Below are 13,684 nucleotides of genomic sequence, written 5' to 3' on the forward strand. Positions count from 1 at the left end.
CAATTTCATTATTTGCCGCGAATAATAACTCAGTTAGTCGACAATTTCAGCGATGTTGCTGTGGGTTTTACGCAATTTAGGTTGTTACCGTTATCTGTTATCGCAAGGCGATGTTAGTTATCTTGAAAATTGAGCTAACCGCAGGAGTTTGCCTGCTAATTTGTATCTGTATATTGCCTGCGCTTTTTATTTAGGCTGTGCCTTGGCACAATGGCGGCAGTTTTTTAATCGCCACCTAAAGGCGAATATGCTTCCAAGGAATAATAATGACTAAAAATGGGTTAGCTTCTTCCCTGCGCTCGGTGACATTGGGCGCCTCATCCCTACTGATAGCGAGTCAACTGGCCATGGTTTCTAGCGCGATATTTACCCCCGCCTATGCACTTGAGGGCGGCACAACGCCGCTGACTATCGAGCGCATGAATGCGTCTCCTGCCTTGGCGGGTACGAGCCCCCGTGGATTAAAATTATCACCCGATGGCCAAAGGGTGACTTATCTGGCTGGACGTAAAGATAACCAAAACTTTTACGATCTCTGGCAAATGGATGTGAAGACGGGCGAATCTAGCCTGTTGCTGAATGCCGATAAGTTGGCGAGCAATGAACTGTCCGATGAAGAAAAGGCCCGCCGCGAGCGCCAACGTATTTATGGCGACGGCATTATGGAATATTTCTGGGCGGACGATAGCAAGGCGCTGTTGATCCCTGCCTCGGGTAATTTGTATTACTTCTCCTTAGCGGATAGCAGCGTTAGCCAACTGCCGATAGGCGAGGGCTTTGCCACCGATGCGCGCCTATCGCCCAAGGGCAACTTTGTGTCCTTCGTGCGGGACCAAAATCTGTATGTGCTTAATCTTGCGACTAAAAAGCTTGAGGCCATGACTACAGACGGTGGCGGCGCGATTAAAAATGCCATGGCAGAATTTGTGGCGCAGGAAGAAATGGATCGCATGACGGGTTACTGGTGGGCGCCCGATGAGTCGGCCATCGCCTTTACCCGTATCGATGAGTCTGGCGTTGAGTTAGTCACCCGCAATGAAATCTATGCCGATGGCATTAAGCTTACCGAGCAGCGTTATCCGGCGGCGGGCAAAAACAATGTCGAGATCCAACTGGGCGTTGTGACCTTGAGCAATAAAACCATCAATTGGGTCACCTTAAGCGATGATAAAAATAAGGATATTTACCTGCCTCGCGTCGATTGGTTGCCGGATAGCAAGCATTTATCCTTCCAGTGGCAGAGCCGCGATCAACAAAAGTTGGATCTGCAACTGGTGGCGCTCGATGCGCTGACCAAGCCGAAAACCTTAGTCAAAGAGCGCAGCGATGCTTGGGTGAATCTTAACAATGACCTGCACTTCTTAAAGCAACAATCGGCCTTTATTTGGGCCTCGGAGCGTGACGGCTTTAATCATCTGTATTTGTTTGACCTAAAAGGTAAGCTGAAGACACAACTGACCAAGGGTAATTGGGCAGTCGATGAGCTGGAATATATCGATGAAACCGCAGGTTGGGTGTATTTCACCGGCCGTAAAGATACCCCCATCGAAAAGCATCTTTACCGTGTGCCGTTAGCGGGTGGCAAGGTTGAGCGCGTGAGCCGCGAGGCGGGGATGCACGATCCGGTATTTGCCGATAATCAAAGCGTGTATCTGGATTATTTCAATAGCTTATCTCAGCCGCCGCAGATCAGTTTACACGGCGATAAGGGCCAACATTTGGCGTGGGTGGAGCAAAACCAAGTCAAAGTGGGTCATCCTCTGTATGACTATGCCGGACTGTGGCAACTGCCTGAGTTTAAAGAACTTAAGGCAGAAGATGGGCAAATCTTGCAAACGCGTCTCTTTAAACCCGTGCCCTTCGATGCGAACAAAAAGTACCCCGTAGTCGTGCGCGTATATGGCGGCCCACATGCGCAATTAGTGACGAATAGCTGGAGTGAGCAGGATTACTTTACCCAATACTTAGTGCAGCAAGGTTATGTGGTATTTCAACTGGATAACCGTGGCAGTGCCCACAGAGGCACTAAGTTCGAGCAAGTTATTTATCGTCACTTGGGCGAAGCGGAAGTGAACGATCAAAAGGTTGGTGTCGATTACCTGCGCAGCTTGCCCTTTGTCGATAGCAACAACGTGGCGATTTATGGCCACAGCTACGGCGGTTATATGGCCTTGATGAGTTTATTTAAGGCGCCAGATTACTTTAAGGCGGCGATTTCGGGCGCGCCCGTCACCGATTGGCGCTTGTACGACACTCACTATACTGAGCGTTATCTTGCTCACCCCGCGAATAATGAGCAGGGTTACGAAGCCAGTAGCGTGTTCCCCTATGTGAAAAACTACCAGTCGGGGCTGTTGATGTACCACGGCATGGCCGACGATAACGTGTTGTTTGAAAACAGTACTCGCGTGTATAAGGCGTTGCAGGACGAAGGCAAACTGTTCCAGATGATTGATTATCCCGGCTCTAAGCATTCGATGCGCGGTGAGAAAGTGCGTAATCACTTATACCGCTCGCTGGCGGATTTCCTCGATAGACAGCTTAAAAGCGGCAAATAACTCAGCGTTAGGTTGGCATTTATATCAGACTGGTATTTATGTCAGAGTGGCGTTTTTAAAAGAGTGGGGCAACATCCCCACTCTTTTTTATTTTGTATGATTCTGAGCTAAGCCTATTTATTTAACAGTACGATGCTTAGTTTAATCACAACACACTCAATACTTATCTGGCGCTTAATATTCCAGTTCACTGAGTTGTAATTTGGATTTCCAGTTTGCTTTATACCAATCGTATTAAATATCTGTTCATTCAGCGGGAATTCAACGCGCTTTAGACAAGGCGAAGGCTTGAAGGCATAGTGGTGCTCTGTCGAAAGCCTTAAACGCAGTATAAAGCTCGTTGCCATACAGTGAACATCAGCCGCCCTTTGGGAGCCACACAGACATCCCACTCCGGTGTTGCATTGACTTAAAAGGGAATGACCATTTCTGCGTCAATGCGCCTTGGATTGAAATGCCTGTGAGGCTCTGAACTGATTAGATATTTAATGTGATTGGTATTATTTCGTACAGCTAAAACCTATTTTGCAGAGATAAAAAAAAACCAGATCCTAGGATCTGGTTTTTTATGGCGTTCAAACGGCAAATTGAAGATTAGTCTTCTAAGTTACCGCAGAAACGGTAGCCTTCACCGTGAATGGTAGCGATGATTTCTGGCGTATCTGGCAAGCTTTCGAAGTGCTTACGAATACGACGGATGGTCACGTCAACAGTACGGTCGTGTGGCTTTAACTCACGGCCAGTCATCTTCATCAGTAGATCGGCACGAGTTAAGATTTTGCCTGGGTTTTCAACAAAGTGCAGCATAGCGCGGAATTCACTACGTGGCAGTTTGTAAGATTCACCCTGTGGGCTTACTAGAGAACGGCTGTTGATCTCTAGGCTCCAATCGTTAAAACGATAGTATTCGACAGAGCTCTTTTCTTCGACTTCATTGCCTGCGCTATTAACACGAGTCAGAAGGTTGCGAGCACGAATCGTCAATTCACGAGGGTTGAACGGCTTGGTAATATAATCGTCCGCGCCAATTTCAAGTCCAAGGATTTTGTCGACTTCGTTGTCACGGCCTGTTAAGAAGATCAGACCGATGTTGTTGATTTCACGTAATTCACGTGCCAACAACAGACCGTTTTTACCTGGTAGGTTAATGTCCATAACCACGAGGTTAATTTTGTTTTCCTGCATAGCCTTATGCATTTCTGCGCCATCATTGGCCTCAGTTACCACATACCCTTCTGCCTCGAAAATACTTCTTAGCGTGTTACGGGTAACGGCTTCATCTTCAACGATCAGAATGTGCGGATTTTGCATATTAAGTACCTAAATTTTAACCAATATTCTAACCATAAGAATCACTTACATCGGATTCTTATATTCATAAAATGTTGATACTTCCACTTACTGCTCTGTGCTTCAAAGGGAAGATCTTCACGGCTACACGTCAGGATGTATATAAGTGAACGTTTAAAGTGTAATACGATAAAACGTAACCAGTATCAACTTCGATAAGCAATAGTTAAAAATAGTTCCTTAACTATTGTTTTTTTTAAAATGTTTAAATGATAAATCAAATGTAGAACACATTTTAAAAGATGTCTGGCCAGCATAAGGTGATTTCGCAGAGGAATCTAACAAACCCTTGTCAAGATTAAGCAAACTTAATGTTATCTGCTTAACTGGCCAATGACGACATTGTACTCGTTTTAGGCATTTGTTAACAAATGAAATGTTAACAAATTTCAGGCTGAGACGCTGATTTACCATGATATTTACTTTAGTCATTGATTAGTATAACTAATGTATTTTTAATTCTTGTGAGCCAGTTCACGCCTCTTTGGATTTTTTAGGCTCTCTGTTAAACTAGCGCGGGTTCATTTTTCGACTAGACTACCAATGGACAACATGACTCAAGATTTGTGGCAGCATTATCAAACGCCGTTGTTTTTGCTTACTCAAGCATTATCCTGTGATTTTTCCTTTGCTGTAATTACCGCCCATAATCCCGCTTCAACCCTCCTCACTCCCAGCCAAAACCGATTACTCGACCGCCAACTTTTACGTGAAATTGAATTATTAGGCAGTCCCTATCGTGCACTGATTGGGGCATCGCCAGATTTATCCCATATGGAGAAGAGCTGGGCCGTGTTTATTGATCGCAGCATGGCCTTGCAGTTGGGGAAAAAGTTTAATCAATACGCTATCTACATGGTGGAACAGGGCGAGGTGAGTTTAGTGCCTTGTACATTAGCCGGGCAAACAGAGGTGTGTTTAGGTCGATTTAACGACTATGTGCGTTTGGTTTATGAGCTACCGGACTTGGTCACCTAACCGCGATTGACGCTTTTAATCGCTCCTCTGGCTAAGCTTTGCTGCTCTCACGGCAAGGCTAGTTTGTTTTTCTTCTTTGCTAGATCTGATTGATTTTTCCCTATTCTCATTTGGCATGAGTCGCAAACGTTTTAAATTCCCATTGTTTTTAAATGCGTTTATTGAATTTGTATATAGTGTGTGAAATTAGCATTGACTTCATTAGGGGTTTATTGCTACTTTTTTCGTCCCTTTCCGGCGGAAAGGAACAGAAGAGGAGCGTTAACTAGGTAGTCAGTCAGAGGAGCACAAACTCCAGCGATGATTGATGAGGGAGATTAACGCCGAGGCATAGATGTGGTTGCTGCATGTTTATGTCGGTCGCTTAGGCTGAATCCTAACGATTGTCACCTGTAATTGGTGGAGAGCTTCTGGTGACGATTGCTGTTTCCCTTCTATTGGGGTGCGTATCATTGAGCACCAGGCTCTTCGAACGAAGTTAGTTCGGAGCGTAATCATGTTAGTTAATCAATATCTTATCCTTGTTTGTGCCGTGTATTCTGCTTCTGCGGAGGTGCGCTAATGTCTCTTGTTGTCGCAAAATTTGGTGGTACTTCAGTTGCCGATTACGGTGCAATGAATCGCTGCGCCGATATCGTACTGGGCAATCCTGATTGCCGTTTAGTGGTGGTTAGCGCCTCCAGTGGCGTGACTAACCTGTTGGTTGAACTGACCCAAGAGTCAATTAACGACGATGGTCGCTTACAACGATTAAAGCAAATTGCGCAGATTCAATACGCTATCTTAGATAAACTCGGTCGCCCTAACGATGTTGCTGCCGCATTAGATAAGCTGTTAAGCCGTATGGCGGTATTAAGCGAAGCGCTGGCGTCCCAGCGCAGTAAGGCCACCATGGATGAGTTATTGTCCCTTGGTGAGCAGTGTTCGTCGGCATTATTTGCGGCGGTGTTGCGCGAAAAAGGCGCCAACTCAAGTGCCTTCGATGTGCGCCGTGTGCTGCGCACCGACAGCCATTTTGGCCGCGCAGAGCCACAGGTTGAGCAAATTGCTTTGCTATCGAGTGAGCATTTACTGCCGCTGTTATCTGAGCAAGTGATTGTGACTCAAGGTTTTATAGGCTCCGATGAAGCGGGGCAAACCACAACTCTCGGCCGTGGCGGTAGCGACTATTCCGCCGCATTGTTAGCCGAAGCCTTAAAAGCCTCAGCGGTTGAGATTTGGACCGATGTGGCCGGGATTTATACGACCGATCCGCGCCTCGCGCCAAACGCCCATCCGATTGCCGAAATCAGTTTTAACGAAGCCGCTGAAATGGCAACCTTTGGCGCTAAAGTATTACATCCTGCGACGATTCTTCCGGCCGTGCGCCAACAAATTCAAGTGTTTGTCGGTTCAAGCAAGGAGCCTGAAAAGGGTGGCACTTGGATCCGCCATCAGGTTGAAGATGCACCCGTGTTCCGCGCGGTGGCGCTGCGCCGCGACCAGACGCTACTCAATCTGCACAGCCTACAAATGCTGCATGCGCAGGGCTTCTTGGCGGAAACCTTTGCCACATTGGCAAGACACAAGATCAGTGTGGATTTGATCACCACCTCCGAAGTTAACGTATCGCTCACTCTAGATAAAACCGGCTCCGATTCAAGCGGACAAGGTTTATTAAGTGAAGCGTTACTGCAAGAATTATCGCAACATTGCCGCGTGCGCGTGGAGGATGGTTTAGCATTGGTGGCGATTATCGGTAATCGCATCGCTACGACTGCGGGTATTTGTCGCCGCGTGTTTGAAGTGCTCGAACCCCATAATGTGCGGATGATCTGCCAAGGTGCCAGCCCGCATAACTTGTGTGTGTTAGTAGCCGAATCCGAAGCGGCACAAGTGGTTAAAGCGTTGCACGAAAACTTGTTTGAAGGCGTTTAGTATGTTGCCGACAACATCGTCTCTGCAAATTGGGGAGCTTGCCGCAGGGCAGGCTCTGACGCTGCCGATTTATCACTTTAAGCCAAGTGGTCATGTATCTGGCCCTAAAGTGTATATTCAGGCTAATGTCCATGGTGCTGAGGTGCAAGGCAATGCGGTGATTTATCAATTGATGAAACAGTTGGAAAATTGCGACATCTTAGGGGAAATGACCTTAGTGCCCTTGGCTAATCCGCTGGGAATTAATCAAAAAAGCGGTGAGTTTACACTGGGGCGTTTTGACCCTATCACTGGCGTAAACTGGAATCGTGAGTACTTAAATCACGCGATAGATTTACCCGCTTGGTACAGTGAACATGCTGAGCTTAGCGATAGCGAACTTATTCAAGCATATCGCAGCACCTTGATTGAAGCTTGCCAGCAGCGGTTACGTAACGATTGGGGCGTGACCACGGGCCACAGATTGGCGGTTAGCTTACAGGCTATGGCCCATGCAGCGGATATAGTGCTCGATCTGCATACTGGGCCTAAATCCTGTAAACATTTGTATTGCCCTGAATATGATATTGCAGCGGCGCAGTTTTTCACGATTCCTTACACACTGGTGATCCCCAATAGTTTTGGTGGCGCAATGGATGAGGCGGCATTTTGTCCTTGGTGGCAATTGAGTGAAGTGGCAAAAGCGCAGGGGCGGGATCTCAATATCGCCGTTTCAGCTTTTACCTTGGAACTGGCGAGCCAAGAACGCATTTGCCTTGAGGATGCTTTAGTCGATGCTAAAGGCATTTTGGCCTATTTAAGTCATCGCGGGGTGATTGCCGAGCAAGTGGAACCCGTTAAGATGCCGCGTTTTGGCTGTTATCTTAAGGATTACAAAAAGTACCATGCGCCTATGGCGGGCTTGGTGGAATATGTGGCGCCCGTGGGAGAGCCGCTTGCGGCGGGTGAGACCTTAGTCAATCTGCTGCGACTCGACTTATATGGCAGTGAGCAGGAGCTGACGGCACTCAGTTTGCCCCAGGATTGTGTGCCTATACTCCATTTTGCTTCGGCGTCGGTGCATCAAGGCACAGAGCTCTATAAAGTCATGACCAATCTGTTTGAATTGCCATATTAACGGCAATCAGCAAAACAAAACGCCAATCTCGAGATTGGCTTTTTTTATTACAGTCTACAACCACTTAAAGCGATAGAAGAGCGCCATTTGCAGGGCAACCAGCGATATTAAAATGCCGCAGAAGGTCGCAAAAGCCCATGCGTTATCCGCACCGGGAATACCGCCGATATTGACCCCAAGCAAACCGGTTAAAAAGCCCAGAGGCAAGAAAATTGCCGAGACTAAGGATAAGAAATACAAGCGCTTGTTTAGCTGCTCCGATTGCTGGCTGAGTAACTCTTCCTGGGTCACATTGGCTCGGTCGCGCAGTGCATCTAAGTCTTCAATGGTGCGAATAAGCTTATCCGTGGTTTCGCGCATCTTAAGTTTTTCGGGTTCATTAAACAGCACAAATTGATCGGACAGCATCTTAGTGAAGGCTTCTTTCTGTGGGCCTAAATAGCGGCGCAAGGCTACGGTTTGTCGGCGTAGTTCGGCAATATCAGTACGTAAATCTTTAACATTGCCAGAAACAACTTGTTCTTCTAATTCTGAAAGTTGCTCCTCTAGCGTATCGATAAAATCGACTTTACGTGTAGTCAGTTTTTCACAAATGGCGAGGAGAAAATCTCCTGTGGTGGTTGGGCCTGTGCCTTCCATGATCAGTTCAGCCACATCTTTAACCGATTGCAACTCGCGATCACAGGTGGAGATAATGCGCTGTCTATCGGCGTAAATTCGCACGGCGACCATATCTTCAGGTGCTGAGTTTGGATTTAAGTTAATACCGCGCAGTGCCAGTAATACACCTTCCCCTGCCAATACGGCTCGAGGGCGAGTATCTTGGGCGAGCAGGGCATCGGTTTCGACTTTATTAAGACCGCTGTTTAACACCCAATGGCGAGCCTTTTTGTGGCGATAACGTAGGTGTACCCAAATCAACCCGTCCTTAGGGTCCCAATTTTCAAGTTGTTCTGGGCTTAAGGTTGAGCCAGCTCGTGCGCCGCTAAGCACTATGCTATAGATAAATCCTTCGTGCATGTCACATTCCATCTCATGCTAAATCATCGGGTAAAGCTAACTGATTTTACAGTGGAAATGAAGCCTAGCGTCGTTTCCTCTCACAATAACCTCAGCGCTAGATGAGTAAATTGCTGGCCAAGCAACTTATGATGAAATAGATTAAAATTAGCCTTAGTTGTAATGTATTGAGAAGATAAAATGGAATATGAATTTCGGCGTAACAGTTTGACTGGCACGTATTTAGCCAGCTTTAGCATGGACCATGAGGTACTGGGCCAATGGTTTTCAGAAGAGTTGGGGCCTGAGTTAGCCAAAATTCAGCAAGTGCTCGATATTATCAAAGAAATTCAAACAGGTAAGCGAGTTTCTTGGCGTTTTATCGGCAAAGATATTACCTTAGATCTGGATGAGGAGCAGGCACGAATTTACGCTAATGCTTTAGGATTTGAGCAGGATTATGAACTCGAAGAGGCGATGTCCCTCTATGATGCTGAATCTGAGGCTTACTGTGGGCTAGAAGATTTAGAAGAAGCGCTACTTAGTTGGTATGAATTTGTGCAAAAAGGGCTATAACCGCCCGCTGTGAATATCAACAAATAATAAAGGCAATCTATTGATTGCCTTTATTATTTAATGGAGTAAGTCTATCACTTATCCAATATCAATTGTTCAAATATCTTACCGCCATTTCGGTTCTCGACTTGGCATTAGCTTTACGCAACAGGTTTTTGACATGCACTTTCACAGTGCCTTCACTGATGTGTAAATGCTCTGAAATCATACGATTACTTAATCCTTCCGCCAGTTGTTGCAGGATCTGTAGTTCCCTTGGGGTGAGGCTTGAAATCCATTCTTGTTCATCGGCGGCATTTTTGAGTTCATAGAGATATTCTTCAACTTCTTCGCTGATCACTCTGTGGCCTGACATGGCATTTTTGAGTTTATCGAGCAGCAAATCTGGCTCGGTATCTTTGAGTAAGTAACCGTCAGCTCCCGCACGTAATAGGCGAATAACATCTTGTTTTGCATCTGAAACGGTTAAGATCACGATTCGTGAGGTCACGCCTTCTTGGCGCATGGCATTGAGGGTATCGAGGCCAGTCATTCCCTTCATATTGAGATCGAGCAAGACGATGTCAGGTTCATCAGTTACTACGGCGCTTAAAGCATCTAAACCACTACCCACTTCACCGAAGAGGTTAAAGTCTGGATCTGAGGCGATCAATTGGCAGATACCTTTACGTAAGAGAGGGTGATCATCGACCACCAGAACAGAATAAGGTTTACCCATGTGTAGGCTCCTGTTGAGAAGGGAAGATTAAAGTGACTTTGGTGCCCTGTGATAAATTGGATGTGCTATGGGGTTCAAGGGGCGAGTCTGGATTTTCTGGCTCTAGCTGTCCAGTGATTCCTTTGCGACTAGTTTGCGGATCATTGCTGCTAAATACAACCGTGCCGCCTAATTTGCTGGCACGTTCATGCATGATGCCTATGCCGAAGTGCTGATCCCGTTCTTTAATATGGCCAATGCCTACACCATCATCACTTACACTAATATTAACCATACCATGCTCATCTTTATAACAGCGAATATTGATATGGCTAGCACGGGCATGTTTGATAGCGTTGAGTGTTGCTTCTCGGGTGATCTGCAAAATATGGATATGTTGTTTCGCCTCTAACCATTGGGGGGAAAGCTTATAATCGAGGTGGATCTTGATATCGGTTTTTGCTCTGAGCTGCTCAAGCATAGCTTCCATCGCATTCTTCAGATTGGGTTCCTTAATGGTTAATCTGAAGGTGGATAGTAACTCTCGGAGTTGTACATAGGCTGTACTAACCCCTTCGTTGATCTCTGTGAGTTGTCCCTCAATGGTAGGATTGCGGCAGCTAAGATCTAAATTTTTGCGCAGCAAGCTAATTTGGATTTTTAGGAAAGAAAGCACTTGCCCGAGTGAATCATGTAATTCCCTTGCGATAACACCACGTTCTTCCATTAGGGCTAACTGTTGTCTTTGTTCGGTAGCGTTATGAATAACGATGGAGTGAGTAAGCATAATGGCAAAGTTTTTAAACAACGGAGTATTAATATCTTGGGTTGAGATAAGCTCTAAATAACCTAAATCAGCCTGCTCAAATTGTAGCGGAAAGCGGATGTTGTTGTGAGCGCCTTCTGGCCAGCCACCATCGGCTTCTACGACTTCGAGCTCCTGCTCAGGGTATTGGATAATCAGCCTCAAATACTCGATCGACTCATAATCTTTTAGCTGATTTAATGCTGCTTTGAGGGACTTATAGTCCAGCTTATTGGCATTAAGTGTTAACAGAGTGTCGTATAAAAAGGCCAGTTCATTATTCGCCCGTGTCAGTGCTAAGGTTTTTTCGGCCACTTGTGACTCTAAGTTACCGTAGAGTGTGGCTAGCTCTCGCGCGGTTTTTTGCAGTGCATCGGTCAGAGCCGTGAGTTCAATATATTCGGTTTCGGGCATTTCGATCTCAAAGTTACCCTTAGAAATCGTATTGGCGGACTCCATCAATTGTTGCAAGGGTACAACGACTTTGCGTTTAGTAAAGCGCACCGCTAAAAAGGCGATAACCAACATCAGCCCAAGCCCAAAAATTTGGCTCGCCGCGAGAAGGCGCAACTTAAAAGCGGCATGATGCTCCATCTCCAATACCAATAAATCAATAGTATCTACAAAGTCCTTGAGTGAGGCGGCGTAGTCGCGGGAGTTTTCCTGCTCGATGTAATATTTCATCACTAGCCACTTATCGATAACAAGTTGATATTGCTCGGCTATTCTTTTCTGACTGAGCCAGCCTGTGGAGGGTTGTAGTGCCTCAGAATGCAGCGTATTTTCAAATTCAGTGATTTTTTCTTGGGCAGCTTCACTGCCTGAGTTGGCGTAGAACATCAGCCGGTAGCTTTGCATCCGCAGTGAACCAGAGGCGTTGATGGCTTTTGCATCCCCTAGGCTGTAAGACAAATTGATGATTGCGAAGATCGCTAGGCTGCTAGAAAGCAAAATCAGTACTAACATTAAACCCAGAATTTTTGAGGTAAGGCTTCCTCGTTTCATATGTCTAATACCTACCTTGTGACGCTTGAGCTAATGTTACTTTAGCCGTGTTTTTACATTAGAAAATAATGTATTACATTAACAAAAACATAAAAGTGTGAACAACAACACTATTACATTTTGATCTAGCGCAAATCTCGTTTAAGATACCCCCTAAGAGGTATATTTTTAGCAGTATTTAGCTACTAACTTTGACCCTGGAGATGTCGTGACTCACTAAAATAATGCAACACGGAGATGAGATGATGAAGAAGATGACAGGTAAGTCCTTTGCACTGAGTGCATTGGTTGCCGCCAGCTTCATGGCGGCGAGTGCGATGGCGAGTGATAAAACTGAGCCTCGCAATGAAGTTTATAAAGATAAATTTAAAAATCAATATAATAGCTGGCATGACACTGCAAAGAGTGAAGAGCTTGTTGATGCGTTAGCACAGGATCCGAATATGGTTATTCTGTGGGCGGGCTATAGTTTTGCTAAAGATTACAGCGCACCTCGCGGCCATATGTATGCCGTGACTGATGTGCGTAATACTCTGCGTACAGGCGCTCCAGCCAATGCGGAAGATGGCCCAATGCCAATGGCCTGTTGGAGCTGTAAGAGCCCAGACGTACCTCGCTTAATCGAAGAGCAAGGTGAAGATGGTTACTTCAAAGGTAAATGGGCCAAAGGTGGTCCAGAAGTGACCAATACTATTGGCTGTGGCGATTGCCATGAAAAAGGCTCTCCAAAATTACGTATTTCTCGTCCTTATGTTGACCGTGCTATGGAGGCTATTGGCACTCCATTTGACAAAGCATCCAAGAAAGACAAGCAATCAATGGTTTGCGGTCAGTGTCACGTTGAATACTATTTCGAGAAGAAAGACGACCGTAAAGGTTTCGTGAAATTCCCTTGGGATATGGGCGTAACCGTTGAGCAAATGGAAGTTTACTATGATGGTATTGAGTTCTCTGATTGGACTCATGCACTGTCTAAAACACCAATGTTAAAAGCACAGCACCCTGAGTACGAAACTTGGAAGATGGGTATTCATGGTAAAAATAATGTCAGTTGCGTTGACTGCCATATGCCTAAAGTGACTAGCCCTGAAGGTAAGAAGTTCACTGACCATAAAGTCGGTAACCCATTCGATCGTTTCGAAGAAACCTGTGCAACTTGCCATAGCCAAACGAAAGAATTCTTAGTGGGTGTCACTAATGAGCGCAAAGCTAAAGTTAAAGAAATGAAACTTAAAGCGGAAGAGCAATTAGTGAAGGCGCACTTCGAAGCCGCTAAAGCATGGGAATTAGGTGCTACTGAAGCTGAAATGAAGCCAATTTTGACTGACATCCGCCACGCTCAATGGCGCTGGGATTTAGCCATTGCTTCGCACGGTGTTGCGGCTCACGCTCCTGAAGAAGCGCTACGAGTGTTGGGTACATCTGTTAATAAAGCCGCCGATGCTCGTGTTAAGTTAGCACAGTTGTTAGCGAAAAAAGGTTTAACAGATCCTGTCGCTATCCCTGATATTTCGACTAAAGCGAAAGCTCAGGCGGTACTGGGTATGGACATGGAAAAACTGAATGCAGAGAAGGAAGCATTCAAAAAAGACATGTTACCTAAGTGGGATGCCGAAGCGAAAAAACGCGAAGCGACTTACAAGTAATTATTGTTGAATATGAGCTAACCCCTCATAGTAAAG

The 13,684-nt window shown here is 45.9% G+C and carries 10 protein-coding genes and 1 riboswitch; of the genes, 6 read left to right on the forward strand and 4 right to left on the reverse strand.

Going from position 1 to position 13,684, the window contains the following annotated elements; genetic code table 11:
- Nucleotides 1-266: 266 nt before the first annotated feature.
- Nucleotides 267-2,558 (forward strand): S9 family peptidase, encoded by a 2,292-nt coding sequence (locus tag CEQ32_RS19720; protein ID WP_088586682.1) that lies wholly within the window; start codon nt 267-269, stop codon nt 2,556-2,558.
- A gap of 594 nt (nt 2,559-3,152) precedes the next feature.
- Here CEQ32_RS19720 and arcA read toward each other — a convergent pair.
- Entirely contained in the window at nt 3,153-3,869 is a 717-nt protein-coding gene (gene arcA, locus CEQ32_RS19730; RefSeq protein WP_007644695.1) for a two-component system response regulator ArcA, read from the reverse strand.
- Between the two features lie 582 nt (nt 3,870-4,451).
- On the opposite strand from arcA, the gene CEQ32_RS19735 reads away from it, so the two are divergent.
- From CEQ32_RS19735 to CEQ32_RS19745, 3 genes are all read left to right on the forward strand, one after another.
- Complete coding sequence (locus CEQ32_RS19735; RefSeq protein WP_037430123.1) at nt 4,452-4,886, forward strand: DUF3293 domain-containing protein; 435 nt, start codon at nt 4,452-4,454, stop codon at nt 4,884-4,886.
- 243 nt (nt 4,887-5,129) lie between these two features.
- Nucleotides 5,130-5,304, forward strand: a riboswitch (Lysine riboswitch).
- Nucleotides 5,305-5,447: 143 nt separating this feature from the next.
- Nucleotides 5,448-6,803 carry a lysine-sensitive aspartokinase 3 gene (lysC, locus tag CEQ32_RS19740; RefSeq protein ID WP_037421964.1) on the forward strand — a complete coding sequence of 452 codons (1,356 nt, stop codon included), beginning with the start codon at nt 5,448-5,450 and terminating at the stop codon, nt 6,801-6,803.
- Between the two features lies 1 nt (nt 6,804).
- Nucleotides 6,805-7,920: a succinylglutamate desuccinylase/aspartoacylase family protein gene (locus tag CEQ32_RS19745; RefSeq protein ID WP_088586684.1), complete on the forward strand. Its 1,116-nt coding sequence runs from the start codon at nt 6,805-6,807 to the stop codon at nt 7,918-7,920.
- 54 nt (nt 7,921-7,974) lie between these two features.
- Here CEQ32_RS19745 and CEQ32_RS19750 read toward each other — a convergent pair whose 3' ends face one another.
- Nucleotides 7,975-8,940, reverse strand: a complete 966-nt coding sequence (locus CEQ32_RS19750; RefSeq protein ID WP_037421970.1) for a zinc transporter ZntB — start codon at nt 8,938-8,940, stop codon at nt 7,975-7,977.
- A gap of 180 nt (nt 8,941-9,120) precedes the next feature.
- On the opposite strand from CEQ32_RS19750, the gene CEQ32_RS19755 reads away from it, so the two are divergent.
- Nucleotides 9,121-9,495, forward strand: coding sequence for a YacL family protein (locus CEQ32_RS19755; RefSeq protein ID WP_037421973.1), 375 nt, complete (start codon nt 9,121-9,123; stop codon nt 9,493-9,495).
- An 88-nt stretch (nt 9,496-9,583) separates the two neighbouring features.
- On the opposite strand, the gene CEQ32_RS19760 is transcribed toward CEQ32_RS19755, so the two are convergent.
- Together CEQ32_RS19760 and narQ are read right to left on the reverse strand one after the other, a co-directional pair.
- Nucleotides 9,584-10,213 carry a response regulator gene (locus CEQ32_RS19760; RefSeq protein ID WP_037421976.1) on the reverse strand — a complete coding sequence of 210 codons (630 nt, stop codon included), beginning with the start codon at nt 10,211-10,213 and terminating at the stop codon, nt 9,584-9,586.
- Nucleotides 10,206-12,002, reverse strand: coding sequence for a nitrate/nitrite two-component system sensor histidine kinase NarQ (narQ, locus tag CEQ32_RS19765; protein ID WP_122040781.1), 1,797 nt, complete (start codon nt 12,000-12,002; stop codon nt 10,206-10,208). Before narQ ends, CEQ32_RS19760 begins: the two co-directional genes overlap by 8 nt.
- 242 nt (nt 12,003-12,244) lie before the next feature.
- Here narQ and nrfA point away from each other — a divergent pair, with 242 nt between their 5' ends.
- Nucleotides 12,245-13,648, forward strand: a complete 1,404-nt coding sequence (gene nrfA, locus CEQ32_RS19770; protein WP_088586685.1) for an ammonia-forming nitrite reductase cytochrome c552 subunit — start codon at nt 12,245-12,247, stop codon at nt 13,646-13,648.
- Nucleotides 13,649-13,684 lie beyond the last annotated feature (36 nt).

Source organism: Shewanella sp. FDAARGOS_354 (genome assembly GCF_002209245.2).
GTDB classification, from domain to species: Bacteria; Pseudomonadota; Gammaproteobacteria; order Enterobacterales; family Shewanellaceae; genus Shewanella; species Shewanella xiamenensis.